Raw genomic sequence first — 24,158 nt, 5'->3', positions numbered from 1 at the left:
TTTTCAACGGCACGACAGAGCAGGAGACTTCTTCTCTATGGACGGCGACTTCAGGCAAGATTTTGTACGAGAACCGGGGTGCTTGAAGCACAATCCTGCACTGGTTCTGAACGCAGATTACCGGCCCCTTTCCTATCTGCCCTTGTCGCTGTGGACTTGGCAGGAAGCGGTAAAAGCTGCGTTCTTGGATCGTGTCACTATTCTGAGCGAGTATGACGACGTTGTCCGATCTCCGACCATGGAAATCAGAATTCCGAGCGTGGTGGTGCTGAAAGACTATGTGAGGCCGCAAAAGAAAGTGGCATTCACGCGGTTCAACCTGTTTTTGCGCGACGAGTTTTGCTGCCAATATTGCGGATCGCGGGGCGATTTGACGTTTGATCACGTTGTGCCGCGCGCGCATGGTGGGATCACCTCGTGGGAGAATGTCGTCGCCGCCTGTTCCAAATGCAACCTGCGCAAAGGGTCAAAGTGGCTGCACCAGTCGGGGATGGCGTTGCGGAAGCCGCCATGCCGGCCGAATTCTAGTCAGCTTCTGAATATGGGGCGAAAATTTCCGCCGAACCATTTACACGAAAGCTGGATAGATTTCCTGTATTGGGATGCCGAACTCGAAAGCTAGGCGTGGCCGATGATTTCGGCAACCGCGCAGGCATCATCCGGATGTTCGAGTTCTAGAATGATTTCGGATATGCCGTGATTTTGTTTGATTTTCGTTTTCAAGGAGTTGCGTACTGACATTGATGTATCAGACGTAACTATATGTGCGCTCAAAGCTGCTTGATCCTCTTCCATCTGCCAGACATGCAGGTGGTGTACGTCAACGACTCCGTCATGTTTGCGGATGTCCGACAGCAACGCTTCCATATCCAACTGCGGTGGCGTGCCAAGCATAAGGACGCGGATCACAGGGCCGATCTCGCGGACGGATTGCCACAGAATGTAGCCTGCAATCAGGAAGGTTATGAGCGGGTCAATCAACCACCAGTCAAACAACAAAATTGTCGTACCGGCGATGATGACCGCAACGGAGCCCAACGCATCCGCCAGATTGTGAAGAAACGCGGCCCTGATATTCATCGACGATTTGGACATTGAATATGTGAGCGCCGCAGTCACGAGGTCCACGATCAATGCTGCAACTGCGATCCACACGACCAACCAACCGTCAACAGGGCTGGGGCTCCAGAGGCGCAGAGTGGCCTCATACAGAAGATACAGGCCGATCACGATCAGCGTTGTGTAGTTGATCAGCGCAGCGACGGTTTCGGCGCGTCTGTAACCGAAGGTCATCGTTGCGTCAGCGGGTTTGCGACCGATTTTTCGCGCAGCAAATGCGATGATCAAAGCGACGGCGTCAGAGAAGTTGTGTAGCGCGTCGGCAATGAGCGCGAGGCTGCCGGACAGGATGCCACCGACAACCTGCAACACGGTGAGGCCCATATTCACGGCGATGGCCCAAGCGACTCGTACGTCGCCGTCTTCCGGACTTATGTGGTGGTGATGATGATCATGCGGCATATCAGGTGTTTACGCCGAACAGCTGGCCCCGCCAAGCACGCAGAATTTGGCGCAATGCGGATGGTTAAGTTGCACATCGCGTTCAGCCTCTTTGAGCGTCGCCCCAAGCTCGAATTCCGGCGCGTAGGCCAGCAATGTGCAGGCCAGAACAGCCGGTTTGTCGGCGCCCTTGCGTTTCACCACCATGCGCGAGGAGGAGCACATAACTGCGTCTGGCGACTTGTTGAGGATACCCCAGCAATCCGTGGTAATTTCCGGGACCTCTACCTGTTCATCCATTTCTGGAAAAAGAACAGTCTCCGCAGGGCTTTCCGCGTCGATACTAAAGTTAAACCTCTCGTATAGTGCAGCGTAGCCTTCGCGCGCAGACACATCGCTTTCTGCCCAAACAGAACGGCCAGCAACGGCCATTTTCGCACCTTGCGCGCGTAGCCATTCCATTCCCTCGATGGTGCGTGCAAAGGCTTCTTTTCCGCGCTCTTTGTCGTGCACCTCGGGTGACCAGTGGTCGAGGGAAATCCGAAGGGTCAGTTTGTCTCCGTACTCGGCGATGAGAGCGGACAAGGCCTCCCGCACCGATTTTCGCATCATCGGGCGCATCGCGTTGGTCAGGATCAGAACGTCATAGCCGCGCTGGAGGGACACCCGCGCCATCTCGCACATATCAGGGTTCATGAAGGGCTCGCCGCCAGTAAAAGCGATCTCGCGCGCTGACCAGTTGCGATCTTCGAGCTGGTCTAGATAGTCTTCAACCTCTGCGGTCGTCAGATACACCAAGGCATCGTTTGTCGGGGAAGACAGAATGTAGCAGTTCTCGCACTCGATGTTGCACAACGTGCCGGTGTTGAACCAAAGCGTTTGAGGGCTCGTTAAGGCGACCGACGCGCGGGTTTCGCCCTTAGCTGTTATGAAAGGATCGGAAAATTTCCCAGCATTGGCGTGTTTTCCTTGGTCAATCTGATCTTTCATACGTGTCGCTCCATTCCCTTTGGGCTATGGCTAGCGCGTTGTCATAAGAAGAGAAAGTCTTCAAAGTATCATCTGACACGGTTGTGACCACAGCGGAGGGTGTTAGGATACGGACCTGAAATTTGCTCTGGAAATGACGCCTCGTTAGCGCTAACAACGCGCGAAAGCTTTGCCAACAGAAGGGTAATCCCATGGTCTCACGTGTCATACCAGTAGATAGCTTTGATCTTGTGATCTTCGGCGGCACAGGCGATCTGGCCCGTCGAAAAATATTGCCCGGTCTGTATCGCCGCTTTCTCGCAGGCCAAATGCCTAAAGACGCACGGATAATTGGTGCGGCCCGTAGCGATCTGGACGACGAGGGATTTCGGGCTCTCGTGGGCGAGTCCATTGAAGAATTCGTGTCGGAGAAGAAGCGCAAGCCGAAAGTTGTTGAGGCGTTTCTGGCTCAATTGCATTACACCGCTATCGACGCCAAAGGGGCTGGAGGCTGGGATACGCTGGCCAAACTGGTGCGCAAGGATGTCGTTCAGGCGTTCTATTTCTCGGTCGGGCCTAGCCTGTTTGGCGATTTGGCCACACGGCTGCACAAGCACAAGATTGCCAATGCCGAAAGCCGGATCGTAGTCGAAAAACCATTTGGCCGCGATCTTGAAAGCGCAAAGGCCCTGAACGCTGTGCTGGCGGCGAGCTTTGACGAGCACCAGATTTACCGCATCGACCACTACCTTGGCAAAGAAACGGTGCAGAATCTTATGGCGGTGCGCTTTGCCAACATGCTGTTCGAGCCGCTATGGAATGCCCAATATATCGACCACGTACAAATTACCGTCGCCGAAACCGTCGGCGTAGGTGGACGTGGTGGCTACTACGACAAATCCGGCGCGATGCGGGATATGATCCAGAACCACCTCATGCAGCTGCTGTGTCTGACGGCTATGGAGCCGCCCTCGCAATTTGACCCCGACGCCGTGCGGGACGAGAAATTGAAGGTGATCCGCGCGTTGGACCCTTTGCCGTCTGAGAATATCGTTCGCGGCCAATACGCAGCCGATGACGAGCAGGAGTCCTACATCAAGCACTCCGAGAATCCGTCCAGTAAGACCGAGAGCTACATCGCGATGAAAGTGGACATTTCCAACTGGCGTTGGAAGGGGACACCGTTTTACCTGCGGACAGGCAAGCGACTGAAAGCGCGGATGTCAGAGATTGTCATCCAGTTCAAAGAAGTGCCGCACTCGATTTTCGAAGAAGATGCAGGCAGCAAGGCCAATGTGCTGGCTATCCGGCTACAGCCCGACGAGGGCATGGATCTGCGCGTTACCATCAAAGAACCAGGGCCGGGCGGTATGCGGTTGGTGGACGTGCCACTCGACATGACCTTTGCGGACGCACTTGGGCCGGAAGGTGCAGATGTGCCGGACGCCTATGAACGGCTGATAATGGATGTGATCCGTGGTAACCAAACGCTGTTCATGCGTGGAGACGAAGTCGAAGCCGCGTGGGCATGGACCGACCCGATCATCAATGCGTGGACGGAACGCGGCGACAAACCGGTGCAATATGAACCGGGAACATCGGGACCAGAGGATGCGTTAATGCTGTTGCACCGCGACGGGCGACGCTGGCGGGAGATCAAGTAATGAACCTCGTAGAATATCCAGACCGCGACATGATGATGATCGACCTTGCCAATCATTTGGCAGGGGAGCTGGCCGAAGCATTGATGACCCATGAACACGTCAGCTTCGCCGTTCCAGGAGGCTCTACGCCGGGGCCGGTGTTCGACGCGCTGTGTGCGGCGGATCTGGATTGGTCGCGCGTGAGCATCCTTGTGGGCGACGAGCGCCGGGTGCCTGCGGACCACGAACGCTCGAACGAGCGCATGATCCGCGCACGCCTTCTGACCTCGCGGGCGGCTGCGGCGAACTACGTGTCGATCCGCCCGGAAGGCGATGTCTTGCCGGATATCTCAAACCATTTACCGCTTTCGGTGCTGGTCGTCGGGATGGGTGACGATATGCACACCGCCTCGCTGTTTCCCGGATCGCCCGACCTTGAGGCCGCGTTGGCTCCTGACGCGCCTGATCTGATGCTGGTTGAGGCTTCGGATGGTTTGGAGCCGCGCGTTACCCTTAGCGGGCGGGTTCTGGAAGAGGCGATGAGCACCCATGTACTGATCGCAGGCAAAGATAAACGTGACGCGCTGGACCGCGCTTCCCATGCCACCCGCATGGAAGCTCCGATCCGAACCGTCTTGGCGAATGCAACTGTACACTGGGCTCCGTAATGAACTGGACTGACCTCAAGAAACGTGCCGATGCTCGGGCAAACCTGTCCGAGTTGTTTGACCAGAACGCGGACCGAGCAAGGGAATTTTCCTTGCGATATGGCGACATGCTGTTCGACTACTCCAAGACCCATATCTCTGAGGATGACCGTGCGTTGCTTCTGGCGATGGCTGCGGACGCAGGTGTTGAGGCCCGTCGCGACGCGATGTTCGCAGGCGAGAAGATTAACGAAACCGAAGACCGCGCGGTGCTGCATACTGCGTTGCGTGAAATGGGTGAGCGTTCGGTGCTCGTGGCTGGCGAAGATGTCATTCCTGGTGTCCGGGCTACGCGCGCACGGATGGCCGAATTCGCGGATGGTGTACGCAACGGCAGCATCAAAGGGCAGGGCGGTGCGATTACGGATGTCGTCAATATCGGCATTGGCGGTTCCGACCTTGGACCCGCGATGGCCGTTCTGGCGCTCGCTCCTTACCATAATGGACCACGGCTGCATTTTGTCGCCAACGTCGATGGTGCGGATATCGCTGATACCCTGCGCGGGCTTGATCCTGCGACGACGCTGGTCATCGTGGCGTCGAAAACATTCACAACCATCGAAACGATGACCAACGCGCGCACCGCGCAGGCTTGGATGGCGAAGGCTGTAAAAGACACGGGCGCGCAGTTTGCGGCCCTTTCCACGGCTGACGAGAAAACCGCTGAGTTTGGGATCGCGCCGGACAGGGTGTTCGGGTTCGAGGACTGGGTCGGCGGTCGCTACTCCATGTGGGGACCGATTGGTCTGTCGCTGATGATCGCCATCGGCGCGGATAATTTCAACGCGTTCCTGAGTGGTGGCTACGATATGGACTGCCATTTCCGCGAGGCGCCGCTGAATGAGAACCTGCCCGTCATGCTGGCTTTGGTCGGGGTGTGGAACAACCAAGGCTGCGGTCACGCGACCCGTGCGGTTCTGCCATATGATCAACGCCTGACGCGGTTGCCTGCCTATTTCCAGCAGTTGGAAATGGAAAGCAACGGCAAGTCTGTGGCGATGGACGGCTCCGCGCTTGAAGTGAATTCCGGCCCTGTCGTCTGGGGTGAACCCGGTACTAACGGGCAGCACGCCTTCTACCAGTTGATCCACCAAGGCACCCGGGTTGTTCCGTGTGAATTCATGGTCGCTCGCAGCGGTCACGAACCTGAACTGGCGCATCAGCACGAGCTGCTGGTTGCGAACTGTTTGGCGCAGTCAGAGGCGTTGATGGTGGGCCGGAGCCTAGAAGAGGCCACGGCAATCATGGCCAGACGCGGGCTGACCGGCGACGAGTTGGACCGTCAGGCGCGGCACCGCGTGTTCCCGGGGAACCGCCCGTCCACCACGCTGGTGTATCCGAAGCTCACGCCGTTTGTGCTGGGCCAGATCATCGCGCTCTACGAGCACCGCGTTTTTGTGGAAGGGGTGATGCTGGGCATCAATTCTTACGACCAGTGGGGTGTTGAGCTTGGCAAAGAGCTGGCCAACGCGTTGACGCCAGTTCTACGTGGCGAAGCGTCGGACGAGGGCAAAGACAGCTCAACCCGCCTGCTGCTGGATTACCTTCGCGGATAACGGCGATCAGGCGTCTTCGGCGCCGTCACGCTCTTTCAGAAGCGCCCTGATCTCGTCAGGGATCGGGCGCTTGCTGCCATCTTCTTTGACCAAAACGACAATCGCGTGGGACGTCGTACGGAGTGCGCCGCCGGCCCAGACTGCGTAGTCCATCTGAAAGCTGGAGGTGCGCAATTTGCTGGCGCGTCCGGTGACGATGTAGTCCTCGTCCAGCTTGATTTCGCGCAGATAGTCCACCTGAACCTGACGCAGGACCATAATCAATGCGTTCTCACCAGTGAATGAAAAGCCGTAGGCCTTCATATATTGCAGGCGAAAATTCTCGAACCACCCCAGATACGCGGCGTTGTTGACGTGCCCCAAAGGGTCCAACTCACCGAAACGCGTGCAATCCGCGACGCCAAAGTTCCACGGCTCGGGAATGCCGAGCGCGCGAAGTGCGTCCGCGTCGAGCGGTGTGTGATAGGGGATTTTGTTCATAATATTTGGAGCGGGTAACGAGAATCGAACTCGTAACTAAAGCTTGGGAAGCTGCCGTGATACCTTTTCACCATACCCGCCTTGACCCTTGAGTTAAGTGAGCCGCGGGGTGGCGTCAAGAGCGCCTACGCCTCCTACGACCACCTTCTTTATCGCCTCCACCGGTGTTGAAGGTGACATCAGGCAGGGTCACGATCGAGTTCAGGATCGGGAAAGGTTCGACCGCGTTCGGGATATTCGAGGCGTTTACAAAATGCTCTTGGAAGCGTGGCTCGATGGCGGTTTCGATCTTATGGATGTTGCGCACCGTCTGCTCGATTTCGGCGCGGGCTTTGGTGTTCAGGAGCGCGATACGTGCGCCAGTCCCCGCCGCGTTCCCCGCGGAGGTTACCTTGTCGAGCGGCGCGTCTGGGATCATGCCCAGTACCATGGCGTGTTTGGGGCTTATATGCGCTCCGAACGCTCCTGCGAGAACCACGCGATCGACCTTGTCGACACCGAACTTATCCATCAACAGACGCGCGCCGGAATAGAGCGCAGCCTTGGCCATTTGGATTTCACGAATGTCGCGGTTGGTCACGGTGATCTGACGTTCACCATCCTCCCAGACCATATAGCTGTAGGTTCTTCCATCGAGAAAACAACGACTTGTGCCGGTTTGTTCAGGTGACCCGATCAGGCCGGGACCATCGACGATCCCCGCGAGACGCATCTCGGCCACCATCTCGATTATGCCGGAACCGCATATGCCCGTGATCCCTGTGCTGGCAATAACCTCGTCAAACCCGTCCTCGTCGGACCACACGTCGGAGCCGATGACGCGGAAGCGTGGCTCTTTGGTGATCGGATCAATCTCGACGCGTTCAATCGCGCCTGGCGCGGCACGTTGGCCGGAGCTGATCTGCGCGCCTTCAAAGGCGGGACCGGTTGGCGAGGAACACGCAAGCACCTTGTCCTTGTTGCCCAACAGGATTTCAGCGTTGGTGCCGACATCCACGATTAACACCAAGTCGTCAGATTTGTCCGGCGCCTCTGACAGCGCCACAGCGGCCGCGTCTGCGCCGACATGACCCGCGATGCAGGGCAGGATGTAAACGCGGGCAGCTGGGTGGAGGTTCAGCTCCAGCTCCATTGCGCGCAGTGACAGGGCTTCGGACGTGGCGAGCGCGAAGGGAGCTTGGCCCAACTCGAACGGATCAATACCCAGGAACAGGTGGTGCATGACGGGATTGCAGACGAACACAGCGTCGACGATCAGGCTGCGGTCGATTCCGGCTTCCGTTGCGATCTGCACGAATAGCGAGTTCATTCCTTCGCGCACCGCTTGTGTCATTTCCTCGGCACCACCTGCATTCATCATTGAATAGCTGACGCGGCTCATCAAATCCTCGCCGAAGCGGATTTGCGGGTTCATGATGCCGGAGGAGGCGACAACCTCGCCGGTCGCAAGGTCGCACAAATGGCCCGCAATGGTGGTGGAACCCAAATCGACAGCCAAGCCGTAAACTGACCCTTCGTAGAATCCGGGCCAGATATGCATGATGCGCGGCCCGAACATGTCGTCGCCCAAGTGGACGGCGCAGGTCACCTTCCATTCGCCTTTGCGCAAGGTGGGTTGCAGCGTTTTCAGAAGGCCAAGGTCGGCCTCCAGCTCCGGCAAACCCCAATCGGTACGCAGCGCCTTGATCAACCGCTCCAGATCGCCGGACGGCTCGTGCATGTCAGGCTGCTCTACCTCGACATAGAACAGTTTGGTGGAGGGGTTGAGCGTGATATCGCGCGCTTCGACGCGCTTGCGGACGACCTGTTTGTGCACCTGACTTTCCGCGGGCACATCGATTACGATGTCGCCTTGGACTTTCGCCTGACAGCCAAGGCGGCGTCCTTTGGGCAAGCCGCGCTTGTCGTCATAGCGCTGCTCGACGCTGTTCCAGTCGCTCAGCGCGCCTTCTTTCACCGTTACGCCATGCTTGGGGAACTCACCGTAAGAGGGCGTGATCTGGCATTTTGAGCAGATTCCCCGCCCGCCACAGACGCTGTCGAGGTCCACACCAAGTTGGCGGGCAGCTGTCAGCACAGGTGTGCCCACAGCGAAATGCCCGCGCTTGCCGGACGGGGTGAAGATCACAAGTGGGTCGTTGGACATGCGCGCGCTCCAAAGGGTTGCGCCGTATGTGTAGGTCTTTGACCGGCCTGCGCAATATCTGTCTGCGACAGGTTCTGGCCTAAATGCGCATGTTTGTTATGAGCCAGACTGAAGCGACCTCGAAAACGCATCATCGCAGGCGGAGTTTGTGTCTTCTTTGGGCTTCTAACCGTTGTTTGGTGCTGATCACTGCGGATGACTCTTGGCGGGTTCGACCGCCAGTGTGCCGCCAAATCTTGCTTTTTCTCTGTTGTTGCTTTGGGCGGTCAGAGCGCCGCGCGCTGAGGCTTAGCCCCGACGCCGACGCCCACCCGCGCGCCCGCCACGCGCTGCAGCGGCTGTGCCATCAGCGTTCTTGGGCTTGTTGAACGTGATCCAAGCGCCGCCGGACGGGTCTTGGTTCATCAGGAAGTTCGCGGCGCGAATAGCTTCCATTTCCTTACCGGGCTGCGGTTTAGTGGAGCCGAGGCCGGTCAGTTGCGCCAGCAATTCGGGGTCAATGTCATCTGGGACGATGATGCCAGCGGCGGCAAGCGCATCCAGCTTTTCCTGCATCTTGATCGGGCCGACGGGCAGGGCGACAGGGTTCATGATCGCGCTTGTCATGCCAGCGGCCATCGCCATCGGCAGGAAGGCGTTGTTGATGCCATGACGGTTTGGCAGCCCGAACGAGATGTTAGACGCGCCGCAAGTGGTGTTCACGCCCAGTTCCTCACGAAGGCGGCGTACAAGGGTGAAGACTTGCAAGCCTGCAGTGCCCATCGCGCCAATTGGCATGACCAGCGGGTCGACCACGATGTCATGGGCGGGGATACCGAAATCGGCCGCGCGCTCTACGATCTTTTTGGCCACGGCGAAGCGCACGTCCGGGTCTTCGGAAATGCCCGTATCATCGTTGGATATGGCGACGACTGGGACGTTGTATTTCTTGACCAAGGGCAGCACGAGTTCGAGACGCTCTTCCTCGCCGGTGACGGAGTTCAACAGCGGGCGACCTTCAGCGGCGGCCAAGCCGTTTTCAAGCGCGCCGGGCACGGAGCTGTCAATGCACAGCGGAATATCGGTGACCTTCTGCACGCGTTCTACCAGCTCTTTCATCAAGGTTGGTTCAACAAAGTTGTTGTCGGCGTAGCGGGGGTCTTCGGCCATCTTGTTGGAAAAGACAGCGCCGGAGTTGATGTCGAGCACATTGGCACCCGCCAAGGCTTGTGCGATTGCATCGGCCTCCACGCGGGAAAAATCGCCGCGCTCCAGCTCTTCGTTCAGGATCTTGCGGCCCGTGGGGTTGATCCGCTCCCCAATGACGCAGAACGGCTCGTCAAACCCGATCACAGTGGTTTTTGTTTTTGATTCCAATATGGTGCGGGTCATTGTTGATCTTTCTTATGCTTGGTCTGCTGGAACGGCGGAGCTGCCGCCATTTGCGATTGCCCAATTGGCATTTGTCTTGATGCCGCCGAGCGGGAAGAAATGCACTGCCTCGATGTTGAATTCGGGGTTCGCCGCCTTGTGTGCTGCCAGCGCCGTGATCACCTCGTTTGGCTCATAAGGGAGCAGTAGTTTGGTGACGTCCATCGCGCGCTTCTGGAGCACTTTGAGCGACGGGCCCACGCCGCAGGCAATGGCGAACTTGATCAAGGTTTGCAATTTAGCAGGGCCGGCGATGCCTATGTGAACTGGCAGGTCGATCCCCGCGGCCTTGATTGCATTTGCCCATTCTATGATCGGACCTGCCTCAAAAGCGAATTGGGTCGCCAGCGCCATCGTTGCATCTGACGTTTCAGAAAACTTCTGTTTCCAAGCAAGAGCTTCATCGACATTCTTCATGCTGCCATCAGGGTCGATGTCGCGGTTGCCCTCTGGGTGGCCGGCGACATGAATGCGATCGAAACCAGCTTTGCCGAAGAGACCGGTTTCCAGAAGCTGCATTGAACTGTCGAATGTGCCATGAGGCTCTGCCACACCGCCTGCAAGCAGCAATGCTTGCTTGACGTCAGCTTCGCCTTGGTAGCGGGCAATCCAGTCTGCGAGCGAAGCTTCGTCTTTGATGATGCGCGCGGGGAAATGGGGCATAACCTTGTAGCCGTCACGGTTCAGGCGGGCGGCCGTTGCGACCATGTCTTCGATGGGTGTGCCTTCGATATGGGCCACATAGACGCGCGTGCCTGCGGGCAGCAACTCGCGGAAATCTTCAACCTTTTCGGCCGTGCGGGGCATCACCTCGATAGAGTAATCCTTTAGGAAGCTCTCGACCTGCGGGTTTACGGTTGTCTCGGTCGCCGGTGCGCTGCGTTTGAAGTTTAACAAGGCCATGAGACCCTCCCTAATGCGTGTGACCATCGTTTCAGACGGCATTGCCATCATTCGCGATCAACTGCTTGATCCTGTCGGTGTCGTATTCGGCCTCTAGTCGGGCCGCTTCGGCTTTTGCGACCTCTTGGGGGTCGCCTTCGACTTCGTAAGGTGCCGCCTTGCGCCAATCGGCTAGATAGGCATCCGCGTCCTTGGCTCCGACCTTCATGGCGGCCCGGTCAATGGCTTGCTCGAACCGTTCCTCAAGCTGGACTTTATGGCCGCGCCGACCTTTGCCCACGATGACCTGAGCGGGAATGTCGCGCCAGTAAACTATGGTCACATCTGGCATCGTTCGAATCCTTCTTTTGGCGAGCCGTTTCAGAGACACTAGGCGTCCCTTGCGCGTGGCTAAGGTGTGTTTTCGACATTTGAACAGGGCAGAGCGACCCCATTCAGTTCACCACCTAGTTAGGATGGATCAAAGTTGCAGGCCAGTGGGGCCACGCGCCAAATGATTCATGGTTTTTATGAGGTTGGTCGAGGTCTGTGCTTGCTTCAGAGCATTTGCACTCCTACGCTGCTTGCAACCCTGATTTTAGGAGGCCCTGCGCCATGGCGAAACGTCCGCCACACAGCGCGGGCCCGTTCGTCAAACCGGCCCTAGTGCCGACCGCGCGGCCCGCGACCCTTCCTGCGCAAGCAGGCAAACCTGATCCAGCCGACCTCTACGCGGCGCTGGACCTTGGCACGAACTCCTGCCGGATGCTGATTGCCCAGCCCAAGGGTAGCCAGTTTCACGTTGTCGACAGCTTTTCCAAATCGGTTCAACTTGGGGCAGGGCTTGAAAGCTCTGGCAAGCTGTCGCGCAATTCGATGGCGCGCACCGTCGGGGCTTTGAAGATTTGCCAGAAAAAGCTGCGCCACCATGAAGTAAAAAGGATGCGGCTGGTCGCAACTGAAGCGTGCCGTCGCGCCAGTAACTCGGTCGAATTTCTGAACCTTGTGACGCGTGAAACCGGATTGGATCTTGAAATCATCGAACCCGAGGAAGAAGCGCGTTTGGCGGTGATTTCCTGTGCACCACTGGTGTCGGTTCAAACAGAACAGTTGCTGGTCGTCGATATCGGCGGCGGCTCGACGGAACTGGTTTGGATCGACCTGAGCCGTGTGCCCAAGGTCGATCGTCCTCGTGCCATCATGCGGCTGCATACGGGGTTTGACCCGAAAGACACCGAATTTCCTGCCGCTAAGGTCGTGGATTGGATTTCCGTACCGTTGGGGGTTGCAACCCTGCGCGACCAGTTTGTCGATGTCGACGATGACGGCGCGCGCTTCGCGTTGATGTCGTGGTTCTTCGAGGAAAATTTAGCCGAGTTCACGCCCTATATTGACGCAGACCAAGTCCGTGCCGGTTTTCAGATCGTCGGCACCTCGGGCACGGTGACCACCGTTGCGGCCTCCCATCTTGGCCTCAAGCGCTATGACCGAAACAAGGTGGATGGGCTTCGGATGACGTCCGACCAGATCGACCACGTGATCCAGAGCTATTTGCACATGGGCCCAGAGGGACGACGGACCGACCCGCGGATTGGCAAAGATCGCCATGCATTGATCATGTCGGGTGCTGCAATCTTGCAAGCGTTGCTACGGGTTTGGCCTACCGACCGCTTGTCTGTAGCGGATCGCGGCTTACGTGAAGGTCTCCTTTACGCGCAAATGTCGAGCGACGGCGTCTTGGAGGAGGGGCCTTACTAGGCTGGCCTTTATGTGGCTGGAGAGATAGGGAGGCTTCTCTCGGATTAGATTTTACTAAATGAAGTTGAGACCATGGCCAAATCACCCACCGGACCGAATGGCGGCAAGACCGGCAATACCTCAGGGCGCGGACAGCGTGATCTGAAGGTTAAGGTGAAGTCTGCGCGCGGGCGGACCATGTCTTCGACGCTTTGGCTACAGCGGCAGTTGAACGACCCTTATGTGAAGCGGGCCAAGGCCGATGGGCTTCGCGGGCGGGCCGCTTACAAGATTTCCGAGATTGATGACAAATACCGTTTCCTGACACCGGGCAAGCGCGTTGTCGATCTTGGCTGTGCGCCTGGCGGCTGGTGCCAGATTGCGTCCAAGCGCGTGAACGCCTTGGGCGAACGCGCTGGCAAGTCCCAAGGTTCGGTGCTGGGCATAGATTTGCAAGAGGTAGAGCCGATTCCGGGCTGCGAACTCCATGTTCTCGACTTCCTTGAAGAAGGGGCCGATGACAAAGTGAAAGAATGGCTCGGCGGGCCCGCTGATGTGGTGATGAGCGATATGGCGGCAGCGTCCTGCGGTCACAAGCAAACAGACCACTTACGGATCATCGCCTTGTGCGAAGCAGCGGCCTATTTCGCATTCGACGTGCTGGAAGAGGGTGGCGTGTTCGTGGCCAAGGTTTTGGCTGGCGGCGCGGAGGGGGAGTTGCAGCACATCCTCAAGCAGAAATTCAAGAAAGTGGCGAATTTCAAGCCGGGGGCCAGTCGGTCGGACAGCTCCGAAAAGTTCGTCGTTGCCCAAGGGTTCAAGGGGCGCGAGGACTAAAGTCCTTCACGTTTGAGCCTTTGCAACTCACGGTCCAGTGCGTTCAGGAAGTTTGACCGGTCTTTTTGGGAGAAGGGCGCCGGGCCAGACGTCTGTTCCAGCCCCGCCCGCAAGTCCGCCATAATGGCCCGCGTGGCGATAGCGCCGCCGATGTTTGACGTGTTGAACGGCTTTCCCGTTGGAGACAGGACCGTTGCGCCAACCTCGATACAGCGCCCTGCCAGCAAGATGTCGGCGGTGACGACCACGGCTGCGGGTGTCGCGTTTTCTGCGATCCAGTCATCCGCCGCGTCAAACCCGTCAGAGACCACCTGCATGGAAATCAACGGATGGTTGGGCGTCCGCAGGTAGCTGTTGGCGACCAAGGTGACGGGCGTGTTAAGCCGATATGCGACTTTGAACACCTCGTCTTTGACGGGGCAGGCGTCGGCGTCGACAAGAATATTTGGCATATTTGGTGCTCCGAACGTGTTTGCGCCCATTTGCCACAAAATCTGCCCTTTCGCATCTGCGAAATCCATGAAATAGGAAACTGCCAAACGAACCCTCCCCAAGGAGTTGCCCCATGGAGATTCGCGAGGCCCTCACCTTTGACGATGTGTTGCTTGTTCCAGGCGCATCCAACGTGCTGCCATCAACGGCTGACACGCGCACTTTTGTGACCAAATCGATTGCGATGAACATTCCTTTGCTCTCTTCAGCAATGGATACAGTAACCGAGGCCCGGATGGCGATCGCCATGGCGCAGGCTGGCGGGATTGGCGTGATCCACCGCAACCTCGATACCGAAGAGCAGGCCCGTCAGGTCCGCCGCGTGAAGCGGTTTGAAAGCGGTATTGTTTACAGCCCGATCACGCTGACATCTGACCAGACCCTTGCCGACGCGAAGGCGCTGCAAGAGCGCTACAACGTGTCCGGGTTTCCAGTGGTCGACGCTAAGGGACATGTGCTTGGCATCGTGACCAACCGCGATATGCGGTTTGCCAGCGACGACAGGACGCCGGTGTCCGCAATGATGACCAATGACAACCTTGCCATGTTGCGCGAGCCTGCCGATCTGGGCGAGGCCAAGTCGTTGATGGAAAGCCGCCGTATCGAAAAGCTTTTGGTGGTGGACGGGAAGGGTAAACTGACGGGGCTTTTGACCCTCAAGGATATTGAGCAGGCGGTGCTGAACCCGCAGGCCTGCAAGGATGAGCTGGGCCGCCTGCGCGTGGCTGCAGCCACTACTGTTGGCGATGCCGGGTTCGAGCGCTCCGAGGCCTTGATTGATGCAGGCGTCGATTTGGTCGTCATCGACACGGCGCATGGGCACTCAGAAGGGGTGGGCATCGCGGTGGAGCGGATCAAGAAGCTTTCCAACAAGGTGCAAGTCGTTGCAGGCAACGTTGCCACAACAGAGGCAACGCGCGCACTTATCGGCGCAGGGGCGGACGCGGTGAAAGTGGGCATTGGTCCAGGCTCGATCTGCACCACCCGTATGGTTGCCGGTGTGGGCGTGCCCCAACTGACGGCCATCATGGACTGCGCTTCGGGGGCCGGTGACGTGCCGGTTATTGCCGACGGCGGTATCAAATTTTCGGGCGATTTCGCGAAGGCGATTGCTGCTGGCGCAAGCTGCGCGATGGTCGGCTCAATGATCGCAGGCACGGACGAATCCCCCGGAGAAGTCATTTTGTATCAAGGCCGTAGCTTCAAAAGTTACCGCGGCATGGGGTCTCTTGGCGCTATGGCGAGCGGCTCGGCCGATCGGTATTTCCAGAAGGATGCTGCATCTGACAAGCTGGTCCCAGAAGGCATTGAAGGGCAAGTGCCTTACAAAGGTTCCGCCAGCGCGGTTGTGCACCAGATGGTCGGCGGTTTGCGTGCAGCCATGGGCTATACCGGCTCCGCCACGATCAAGGACATGCATGAGCGCGCGAATTTCGTACGCATTACCGGTGCGGGCCTGAAAGAGAGCCACGTGCACGACGTGCAGATTACCCGCGAGTCTCCGAACTACCGGGTGGGTTAAATGACGCCCTCGGCGCGCCTGTCAGCGGCGATCGAGGTGCTTGACCAATATCTGTCAGGCACCGCTGCAGAAAAGGCGCTCACCAACTGGGCGCGCCGGTCGCGTTTTGCGGGCTCCAAGGACCGTGCCGCTGTGCGCGACATCGTGTTTGATTGTCTGCGAAAACGTGGGGAATACGCGCGACTGGGACTGACGGCGCGCGCGCTTGTTCTGTGTCATGCGGCGCAAGGCGCTTCATCGGACGAGGTGAAGGACGTTTTCTCAGGAGAAGGGCATGCTCCCGGGCCGCTGAGTGCCGAGGAAGCGGCAGGGCTGAACGAAGTCGAGCCAGAAATCTCACGTGACATGGCTTTCAACATGCCGGATTGGTTAGCCCGAGAATTAAAGGTCTCGGTTGGGGACGACGCGCTGGCGGTTGCCAAAGCTCTAACCGACCGAGCTGCGGTGTTTCTTCGGGTGAACCTGTCGCGAGGGACGCGAGAGCAGGCAATTGCGTCGCTTGCTGCCGATGGTGTGATTGCACAACCGCATGAACTCGCGTCGACCGCACTTCAAGTGATTGAAAATCCGAGAAAAGTCGCCGCGAGTGGTGCGTATCAGAATGGACTGGTAGAGCTTCAAGATGCCGCGTCTCAGGCGCTTTGCGCTGAACTCCCACCCGTCGGGCGTATGCTGGACTACTGCGCTGGCGGCGGCGGTAAAGTGCTGGCTTACGGGGATCGAAATGATGCTCAATTGTTCGCGCATGACCTCAATACGCAGCGCCTGCGCGACCTTGGCCCGCGCGCCAAACGGGCAGGGGTGAAGGTTCAAACTCTTACCAAAGAACAGTGTCGCGCCAAGGGGCCGTTTGATCTGGTGCTATGCGATGTACCGTGCTCAGGCAGTGGCGCATGGCGGCGGTCGCCGGAAGGAAAGTGGTCGCTCTCAGAGGCCGCGTTTGAGGAGTTGCTTGCAGTTCAACAAGCTATTTTAGGCGAGGCGAAGGACCTGGTGGCAGATGGCGGCGTTCTGGCCTACGCGACCTGCTCGGTCTTCTCGCGTGAAAACGAAACCCAGATCGCCCGGTTTTGCACGGATCATGGCGGCTGGCGCTGTGAGTTTGAGCGCAGGTTTTCCCCGCTGGAAGGCGGCGACGGGTTCTATATCGCGTACTTGACGAATGACCGAAGCTTTAAATAGTCATCCAAAGCCATGACGTTAAGGGCCAATTAAGGCTTCTGACTGAAGGTTTTGGGGATTGATTCTATTTGGAGTGCGGGGTTTGAACCAACTGGTAGAGACACGAAGCGTTCTGGACCGGGCTAGGGCAGGTTTGGCCGCGCGGCAATGGCTACCAATGACTTTGGCGATCGCTCTGGCACTCGCTTTCCTGCTCATTCCTGATGTCCGTGTTTTCGCCGGTGTCGCTTTCGCCAGCGTTTTTGTGGCAATTGGCATTCTACTAAAGCATCAAGCGATAAGCGCTGGCGCATCGGATGCGTCATCATTTGAAGATTTCATCGCCCATGATGATATGGCGGTATTCGTAACTGACCCATCCGGCTTTATCCTGTCAAGAAATGTAGCTGCGCTCGATTTGTTCTCTTCGCCCGAGGGCGATGCGCTCGAACAAGTGCTCGGGCAACTCATGGGCAATGCGAACGCAATAGTGTTCCGGCTTCAGGCAAAGGCTCAAAAGGCCGATTCCGCGCATGAGCATGTGGTGACCCGTCGCGGCAATTTCGACATTTCCACTTACCGAGTGGCAAACTCTGAAAATTTGGTTTGGCGCATAAACGGCCAGCCCGATCAACCCGGCGCGGGTCACGCTGCAGACAGGCTGTCGCTCCCGATGTTTACGACCGGCGGGTCAGGCACCGTGTTGTTCATGAACGAAGCGATGCGAAAACTCACAGGTGAGCGGCCCAAGTCACTGAGCGCAATTTTTCCGACTATCCCAGACAGCTCAGGCCAACAGTCTGTGGTGAGTGGCGTGGACGGCCCGGTTGATGTCATGGTCATTATTGTGGATGCGGTACTTGGTCGGACGGAATATTTTCTTGCCCCGGTGACCGAGACAGAGCGCCCTGCAAATATCATGGCCCAGTTGGAAGATTTCCCAATTGCGCTTCTGGAGCTGGATCCAACTGGCCGGATCAAGGATTCGAACCGGATTGCGCGATCGTTGTTGTTCCTTGGTGAAGACCCCGCTGACAACATGAGTGATTTAATCGAGGGGCTTGGGCGACCCTTGAGTGCGTGGCTATCCGAGGCTGCAGAAGGCAAAGGGTTGCATAGAACTGAAGTTCTGAAATGTCGACGAGGACCTGACGAGATGTATGTGCAGGTGACATTGGGTCGTGCAATTAGCGATGGCGAAGTGTCCATCATAGTTCTTGTAAACGACGCGACTGAGTTGAAATCCCTTGAGGAACAGTTTGTTCAAAGCCAGAAAATGCAGGCGATCGGCCAACTTGCGGGCGGTGTGGCCCATGACTTCAACAATCTTCTGACCGCGATCTCTGGTCATTGTGATTTACTGATGCTTCGACATGATCCCGGCGATAACGATTTTGCCGACCTAGAGCAGATCAATCAAAACGCCAATCGCGCAGCGTCGTTGGTCGGTCAACTATTGGCGTTCTCGCGTAAACAAAACCTCCAGTTGGAAGTTCTTGATATGCGCGACACTCTCTCAGATCTGACCCATTTGTTGAACAGGCTTGTCGGAGCTCAGATCTCCCTGACATTGACACATGACCCCAACCTGATGTCGGTCCGCGCGGACCGGCGTCAGCTGGAGCAAGTATTGATGAACCTCGTGGTCAATGCGCGTGATGCGTTGAGCGGGCACGGGCAGATCGGAATTGAAACGCGAAACGTAAAACTCAACTCGGAGTTGCGTCGTGATCGCGCTGTGGTTCCGGCAGGTGATTATGTTTTGGTCAAAGTCAGTGACGATGGTTGCGGCATCCCTGCCGAGAAACTCCCCAAGATTTCGAGCCATTTTTCACGACCAAGAAAACCGGCGATGGAACTGGACTCGGATTGTCCACTGCATATGGGATTATCAAGCAATCTGGTGGATTTATTTTTGCTGATAGCGAATTGGGTAAGGGAACAGTCTTCACGATCTATTTTCCCACACATGACAAACCAGTTGTAGCGACGAAGTTTGTCGAACCTGAACCCATTCAACTGGATGCCGGACCGGCGGATGGAGTTGTCTTGCTCGTCGAAGACGAAGCACCGGTCCGGGCGTTCGCAAGCCGCGCCCTGCAGTATCGCGGGTTTCAGGTGATCGAGGCGGATTGTGGTGAAACCGCACTGGATATTCTGGAAGACTGTAGCTTGGATGTTGATGTGGTTTTGACCGATGTCATCATGCCTGGGATGGATGGCCCGACCTGGGTGAAAGAGGCCCGCAAATTGCGCCCGCACCTTCGGGTTGTCTTTATGTCGGGTTATGCAGATGGAAGTGCAGTGGAAGAACAACTCACCGTTCCGGAATCTGTCTTTCTGCCGAAGCCGTTTTCACTTAATCAACTGACTTCGACCGTGGCAGCACATCTCAGCCCGGCTGCGTAAGCTCGAGACCGCTTCAGGAAAGGGACAATGGGCCTTCTTCTAAGGCGGCATAGATATCGAAATCTAGCGCGCATCTTTTGTGAAGTTCAGCCCGCAGGTCAGGCGACAAAGCCAGTTCGCGCTTTGGCGATTGATTGACGGCCTTCAAGGTAATCTCGTGGCTCAATCGGTTCTCTAGGAACCTAACCGCTGCACCGAGATCGCGATATGAGAACAAGTGATTGACGAGTAAATCCCCACTTTTGTCGGTCACAAAGCGGGCCTGACTGCCGACCTCAGCATAGGAAGGTTGATCGGAGGATAGATATGCAGCGACAAACGCGTCGAAGGTCATGTTTGCTGTGCTGTTGGGATGCCCGTCGATCGCTGGACGCTGCCTGTAGCGGTACCAGCTTCCGAGCCACTCGACAGGCTCGCGCATCACCGCCATTGTTTCGATCGGCCGAAGGTTTCCACGTTCAAACAGCTTGCGATACTTGGATTCGAAACCGCGCGCATTGGTGTGCTTGATTCCCGGTGGATCACGGAACACAGCAGAGGCTTTTGACCCTAAAGCCCGCTCCAACGCTGATGTTCCGGTTTTAGGAACGGCAAGGAAAGCGAGGCGCTCCTTAAAAAAGATCATCATTGTGGGGGCGCCCGGCTGTTTTTGCTATGTTTTAAACTACTCCTTAACCGGTGCACAGAAAAGATGGCTAAAGTTTTTACTTGAAGTGTTCTCTTTTTGTCCTCATATAGGTGAGAACAAGAGGCGAACATAAGCAGTCATTGCCGCGCATAAGCCGGTGTGAAATAAGGGACGAAACCATGGCAACAGCAGAACTCCTTAAAATGAATCCTAAAGACCAGTCGGACAAACAAAAGGCGCTGGATTCGGCGTTGGCACAGATTGAACGCCAGTTCGGTAAGGGCTCCATCATGAAGCTGGGCGGCGAGAACGCAATTCAGCAAATGGAAGCCATTTCGACTGGGTCTCTGGGGCTTGATATCGCGCTTGGCATTGGCGGTTTGCCCAAAGGGCGGGTCATCGAAATTTACGGGCCGGAATCGTCAGGTAAGACAACGCTGACGCTGCATTGCGTGGCGGAAGCGCAAAAGAGCGGTGGTGTATGTGCCTTCGTGGACGCAGAACACGCGCTTGATCCTCAATATGCGCGCAAGCTTGGCGTCGATCTTGATGAATTGCTGATTTCTCAACCCGACACGGGCGAGCAGGCGCTTGAAATCGTCGATACGCTGGTCCGCTCCGGTGCTGTGAGCTTGGTTGTTGTCGACTCTGTGGCTGCTTTGACACCGAAGTCGGAACTTGAAGGCGACATGGGCGATAGTTCTGTCGGCGTCCATGCGCGTCTGATGAGCCAAGCGATGCGGAAACTGACAAGTTCGATTTCGCGCTCGAACTGTATGGTAATCTTTATCAACCAAATCCGGATGAAGATCGGCGTGATGTTCGGCAGCCCGGAGACCACAACTGGCGGGAACGCGCTGAAATTCTACTCGTCCGTCCGCCTTGATATTCGCCGTATTGGCGCGCTGAAAGACCGTGACGAAGTGGTTGGCAACCAAACCCGCGTAAAAGTGGTGAAAAACAAGGTTGCGCCGCCGTTCAAGCAGGTTGAGTTTGACATCATGTATGGCGAAGGCATCTCCAAGATGGGGGAATTGCTTGACCTGGGCGTCAAAGCCGGGGTCGTCGAAAAATCTGGATCATGGTTCAGCTATGGGGATGACCGTATCGGGCAAGGTCGTGAGAACGCCAAGACCTTCCTGAAGGAGAACACCCGCATTGCGCTTGAGATCGAGGATAAAATCCGCGCCGCGCATGGGCTTGAATTCGACATGCCAGAGATCGAAAAAGCTGCGGTGGCAGACGACGACAGCGATGGGTTGATTGAAGGCGAGTAATGACTCGGCGGTTAAAATCGCAGTCTTAAAAATAGAAAAGGGCGGCTTTCGGGCCGCCCATTTTCGTTTCACAAAGCCAATTCGCAGGGGATGGCTTTACCTGCAGGACGTGGAGGGATATTTGCTGTTGCAAACAACGCAAAGTGATCCTTATGCCCAGCCTGAATGACATCCGCTCGACCTTCCTGCGCTACTTTGAAAAGCAGGGCCATTCCGTGCAACCATCCAGCCCTCTGGTGCCGCGCAACGATCCGACGTTGATGTTCACCAACTCGGGCATGGTGCAGTTCAAGAATTTGTTCACAGGGGTCGAGACCCGCGACTACACGCGCGCCACATCAGCGCAAAAATGTGTGCGGGCGGGCGGCAAACACAATGACCTGGACAATGTGGGTTACACGGCGCGTCACCATACCTTCTTTGAAATGCTGGGAAATTTCAGCTTTGGCGATTATTTCAAGGATGAGGCGATTGCATTTGCTTGGGAGTTGATCACCAAAGATTTCGGGATTGACAAGAACCGGCTGTCGGTGACCGTCTATCATACTGATGATGAAGCGTATGATATCTGGAAAAGCCTTGGCGTGCCTGAGGAGCGGATCATCCGGATCGCGACCTCTGACAACTTCTGGCAGATGGGGCCGACTGGACCCTGTGGCCCATGCACCGAGATTTTCTACGACCATGGTGAGCATATTTGGGGTGGCCCTCCGGGCAGCCCCGAAGAAGACGGAGACCGCTTCATCGAAATCTGGAACATCGTGTTCATGCAAAACGAGCAGTTTGAGGACGGCTCGATGCGTGCACTGGATATGCAGAGCATCGACACCGGCATGGGGCTGGAGCGGATTGCGGCGCTGTTGCAGGGTAGCCACGACAACTACGACACCGATCTGTTTAAAGCACTGATTGAGGCTTCGGCGAATGCGACCTCGACCGATCCGTTCGGGGATCAGAATGTCCATCATCGCGTGATTGCCGACCACCTACGTTCGACGTCGTTCCTGATTGCGGACGGAGTTATGCCCGCCAATGACGGTCGCGGCTATGTTTTGCGCCGCATCATGCGCCGTGCGATGCGTCACGCACATTTGTTAGGGGCGAAAGACCCTGTGATGTATCAGCTCGTTCCCGCGCTCGTCGGGCAGATGGGGGCGGCTTATCCTGAATTGGGTCATGCGCAGGCCCTGATCGAAGAAACCCTGCGTGCGGAGGAGACCCGTTTCAAGCAGACGCTGGAGCGCGGCCTTCGCCTTCTGGACGATGAGCTTGGTGGCCTGGCCGACGGTGCTGAACTGCCAGGGCAGGCGGCATTCAAGCTCTACGACACTTACGGATTCCCACTTGATTTGACGCAGGACGCTTTGCGCGAAAAAGGGCGCGGTGTTGACGTCGACGGGTTCGACGCGGCGATGGCCGAGCAGAAAGCCAAGGCGCGGGCGTCCTGGTCGGGCTCGGGGGAGGCGGCTGACAGCACTGTCTGGTTTGACATCGCAGACAAGCACGGCACTACAGATTTTCTGGGGTATGATACTGAGAAGGCCGAGGGTCAGCTGCTGGCGATCCTAAAAGATGGCGCGCAGGTTGACTCGGCGAAGACGGGTGAAACGGTGCAGTTGGTTTTCAACCAGTCCCCGTTTTACGCTGAAAGTGGCGGGCAGGTTGGCGATCGCGGGACAGTGAAAACCGACGCTGGCGCAGGCACCGTGACCGATACGCGGAAGTCTGCTGGCGTATTCATCCACTTTACCGATGTGACCGAAGGCGAATTGCGCGTCGGGGCGGGCACCGCGCTGGTCGTGGATCACAGCCGCCGCAGTGCAATCCGTGCCAACCACTCGGCGACGCACCTGTTGCATGAAGCCCTGCGCGAAGCGTTGGGTGATCACGTTGCGCAACGTGGCTCTTTGAACGCGGAAGATCGGCTGCGGTTTGACTTCAGCCACAACAAAGCGTTGTCGCTGGCAGAGTTGCGGCAGGTCGAGGCTGACGTGAACAGATTTATCCGTCAGAATTCCTCGGTCGAGACGCGGATCATGACGCCGGATGATGCCCGCGAAATCGGCGCGCAGGCCTTGTTTGGCGAGAAATACGGCGACGAAGTTCGCGTGGTGTCCATGGGCCGTGAGGCGACGGGTAAAGGTGCGGATGGCCAAACCTATTCCATCGAGCTTTGTGGCGGCACACATGTTAAGCAAACCGGCGATATCGGGATGTTCGTGACGCTTGGAGACAGTGCCTCCAGCGCAGGTGTGCGCCGGATTGAGGCGCTGACAGGGCAGGCGGCCTTCGATCACCTGAGTGCGCAGGATTCTCGTTTGGCCGAAACAGCTTTGGCGCTGAAATCCTCTGCCGAGGATGTGCCTGCGCGTGTGAAAGCCTTGTTGGACGAACGCAAATCCCTGAGCAACGAAGTGGCCCAGCTGCGACGAGAACTCGCGATGAGCGGCGGAGCGGCCCAAGCCTCTGACGAAGACGTTGGTGGCACCGCATTCTTCGCGCAGGTTCTTTCCGGCGTTTCCGGCAAAGATCTGCCCGCTTTGATCGACGAGCACAAAGCACGTATGGGGTCAGGGGCTGTTGTCTTGATCGCAGACGCAGATGGCAAAGCCGCAGTTGCCGCGGGTGTCACGGACGATCTGACAGACAAGCTTTCGGCTGTCGATCTGGTACGTGCCGCTGTTGCGGAGCTTGGTGGTAAGGGGGGCGGTGGTCGTCCCGCGATGGCGCAAGGCGGCGGCGCAAGCGCCGAGAATTCAGACGCAGCAATCAGCGCGGCGAAGGCCGTCATTGGAGGATAGA

General features: G+C 57.2%; 20 protein-coding genes, 1 tRNA gene and 1 pseudogene. 12 read left to right on the top strand and 10 right to left on the bottom strand.

Features of this window, described 5'->3' with window-relative positions:
• Window positions 1–37: 37 nt before the first annotated feature.
• Entirely contained in the window at window positions 38–622 is a 585-nt protein-coding gene (locus BM352_RS13045) for an HNH endonuclease (RefSeq protein ID WP_090217541.1), read from the top strand.
• On the opposite strand, the gene BM352_RS13040 is transcribed toward BM352_RS13045, so the two are convergent.
• Complete coding sequence (locus BM352_RS13040) at window positions 619–1,521, bottom strand: cation diffusion facilitator family transporter (RefSeq protein WP_090217538.1); 903 nt, start codon at window positions 1,519–1,521, stop codon at window positions 619–621. The two genes, BM352_RS13045 and BM352_RS13040, sit on opposite strands and share 4 nt — an antisense overlap.
• A 9-nt stretch (window positions 1,522–1,530) precedes the next feature.
• Window positions 1,531–2,490, bottom strand: a complete 960-nt coding sequence (locus BM352_RS13035) for a radical SAM protein (protein WP_090217534.1) — start codon at window positions 2,488–2,490, stop codon at window positions 1,531–1,533.
• A 191-nt stretch (window positions 2,491–2,681) separates the two neighbouring features.
• Here BM352_RS13035 and zwf point away from each other — a divergent pair, with 191 nt between their 5' ends.
• From zwf to pgi, 3 genes are read left to right on the top strand one after another with little or no spacing between them, the layout of a single operon-like run.
• The gene (gene zwf, locus BM352_RS13030) at window positions 2,682–4,133 is read left to right on the top strand and encodes a glucose-6-phosphate dehydrogenase (RefSeq protein WP_090217530.1); all 1,452 of its coding nucleotides are present in this window, start codon (window positions 2,682–2,684) and stop codon (window positions 4,131–4,133) included.
• Window positions 4,133–4,780 (top strand): 6-phosphogluconolactonase, encoded by a 648-nt coding sequence (gene pgl / locus BM352_RS13025; RefSeq protein WP_090217528.1) that lies wholly within the window; start codon window positions 4,133–4,135, stop codon window positions 4,778–4,780. Before zwf ends, pgl begins: the two co-directional genes overlap by 1 nt.
• Complete coding sequence (pgi, locus tag BM352_RS13020; protein WP_090217525.1) at window positions 4,780–6,375, top strand: glucose-6-phosphate isomerase; 1,596 nt, start codon at window positions 4,780–4,782, stop codon at window positions 6,373–6,375. The genes pgl and pgi overlap by 1 nt, the downstream gene beginning before the upstream one ends.
• 6 nt (window positions 6,376–6,381) lie before the next feature.
• Here pgi and BM352_RS13015 read toward each other — a convergent pair whose 3' ends face one another.
• The 6 genes from BM352_RS13015 to BM352_RS12990 all read right to left on the bottom strand — a co-directional run bounded on the left by BM352_RS13015 (window position 6,382) and on the right by BM352_RS12990 (window position 11,645).
• The gene (locus BM352_RS13015; protein WP_090217522.1) at window positions 6,382–6,855 is read right to left on the bottom strand and encodes an acyl-CoA thioesterase; all 474 of its coding nucleotides are present in this window, start codon (window positions 6,853–6,855) and stop codon (window positions 6,382–6,384) included.
• A 6-nt stretch (window positions 6,856–6,861) separates the two neighbouring features.
• Window positions 6,862–6,935: transfer RNA gene (locus tag BM352_RS13010), tRNA-Gly, on the bottom strand.
• Window positions 6,936–6,970: 35 nt separating this feature from the next.
• Window positions 6,971–9,001, bottom strand: a complete 2,031-nt coding sequence (locus BM352_RS13005) for an ASKHA domain-containing protein (RefSeq protein ID WP_090217519.1) — start codon at window positions 8,999–9,001, stop codon at window positions 6,971–6,973.
• 288 nt (window positions 9,002–9,289) lie between these two features.
• Window positions 9,290–10,372, bottom strand: a complete 1,083-nt coding sequence (locus tag BM352_RS13000; RefSeq protein WP_090217517.1) for a methyltetrahydrofolate cobalamin methyltransferase — start codon at window positions 10,370–10,372, stop codon at window positions 9,290–9,292.
• A gap of 12 nt (window positions 10,373–10,384) precedes the next feature.
• A complete protein-coding gene (locus BM352_RS12995; RefSeq protein WP_090217514.1) occupies window positions 10,385–11,314 on the bottom strand; it encodes a methylenetetrahydrofolate reductase in 930 nt (309 codons plus the stop codon).
• A gap of 31 nt (window positions 11,315–11,345) precedes the next feature.
• Window positions 11,346–11,645 carry a virulence factor gene (locus tag BM352_RS12990; RefSeq protein ID WP_090217512.1) on the bottom strand — a complete coding sequence of 100 codons (300 nt, stop codon included), beginning with the start codon at window positions 11,643–11,645 and terminating at the stop codon, window positions 11,346–11,348.
• A 263-nt stretch (window positions 11,646–11,908) separates the two neighbouring features.
• Here BM352_RS12990 and BM352_RS12985 point away from each other — a divergent pair, with 263 nt between their 5' ends.
• Window positions 11,909–13,051 (top strand): Ppx/GppA phosphatase family protein, encoded by a 1,143-nt coding sequence (locus BM352_RS12985; RefSeq protein ID WP_090217509.1) that lies wholly within the window; start codon window positions 11,909–11,911, stop codon window positions 13,049–13,051.
• Window positions 13,052–13,123: 72 nt separating this feature from the next.
• Entirely contained in the window at window positions 13,124–13,867 is a 744-nt protein-coding gene (locus BM352_RS12980; protein WP_090217507.1) for an RlmE family RNA methyltransferase, read from the top strand.
• Here the strand turns inward: BM352_RS12980 and BM352_RS12975 are convergent.
• Window positions 13,864–14,406 carry a YaiI/YqxD family protein gene (locus BM352_RS12975; RefSeq protein WP_245780990.1) on the bottom strand — a complete coding sequence of 181 codons (543 nt, stop codon included), beginning with the start codon at window positions 14,404–14,406 and terminating at the stop codon, window positions 13,864–13,866. The genes BM352_RS12980 and BM352_RS12975 overlap by 4 nt on opposite strands.
• A gap of 26 nt (window positions 14,407–14,432) precedes the next feature.
• Here BM352_RS12975 and guaB point away from each other — a divergent pair, with 26 nt between their 5' ends.
• The 4 genes and pseudogenes from guaB to BM352_RS19160 all read left to right on the top strand — a co-directional run bounded on the left by guaB (window position 14,433) and on the right by BM352_RS19160 (window position 19,451).
• The gene (gene guaB, locus BM352_RS12970) at window positions 14,433–15,881 is read left to right on the top strand and encodes an IMP dehydrogenase (protein WP_090217505.1); all 1,449 of its coding nucleotides are present in this window, start codon (window positions 14,433–14,435) and stop codon (window positions 15,879–15,881) included.
• A complete protein-coding gene (locus BM352_RS12965; RefSeq protein WP_090217503.1) occupies window positions 15,882–17,063 on the top strand; it encodes an RsmB/NOP family class I SAM-dependent RNA methyltransferase in 1,182 nt (393 codons plus the stop codon).
• Between the two features lie 157 nt (window positions 17,064–17,220).
• A pseudogene (locus tag BM352_RS12960) lies at window positions 17,221–18,950 on the top strand (two-component system sensor histidine kinase NtrB); the annotation flags it as partial.
• Between the two features lie 21 nt (window positions 18,951–18,971).
• Window positions 18,972–19,451 (top strand): response regulator, encoded by a 480-nt coding sequence (locus BM352_RS19160; protein WP_245780988.1) that lies wholly within the window; start codon window positions 18,972–18,974, stop codon window positions 19,449–19,451.
• 13 nt (window positions 19,452–19,464) lie between these two features.
• On the opposite strand, the gene BM352_RS12955 is transcribed toward BM352_RS19160, so the two are convergent.
• The gene (locus tag BM352_RS12955) at window positions 19,465–20,079 is read right to left on the bottom strand and encodes a sulfotransferase family protein (RefSeq protein WP_090217501.1); all 615 of its coding nucleotides are present in this window, start codon (window positions 20,077–20,079) and stop codon (window positions 19,465–19,467) included.
• A 179-nt stretch (window positions 20,080–20,258) separates the two neighbouring features.
• Here BM352_RS12955 and recA point away from each other — a divergent pair, with 179 nt between their 5' ends.
• Together recA and alaS are read left to right on the top strand one after the other, a co-directional pair.
• Window positions 20,259–21,356, top strand: coding sequence for a recombinase RecA (gene recA / locus BM352_RS12950; RefSeq protein WP_090217498.1), 1,098 nt, complete (start codon window positions 20,259–20,261; stop codon window positions 21,354–21,356).
• 152 nt (window positions 21,357–21,508) lie between these two features.
• A complete protein-coding gene (gene alaS, locus BM352_RS12945; protein ID WP_090217496.1) occupies window positions 21,509–24,157 on the top strand; it encodes an alanine--tRNA ligase in 2,649 nt (882 codons plus the stop codon).
• Window position 24,158 lies beyond the last annotated feature (1 nt).

The sequence above is a fragment of the Litoreibacter janthinus genome, from assembly GCF_900111945.1.
Lineage (GTDB): Bacteria > Pseudomonadota > Alphaproteobacteria > Rhodobacterales > Rhodobacteraceae > Litoreibacter > Litoreibacter janthinus.
The sequence above is the reverse complement of the archived record's forward strand: the minus strand, read 5'-3'. Positions and strand labels throughout refer to the sequence as shown.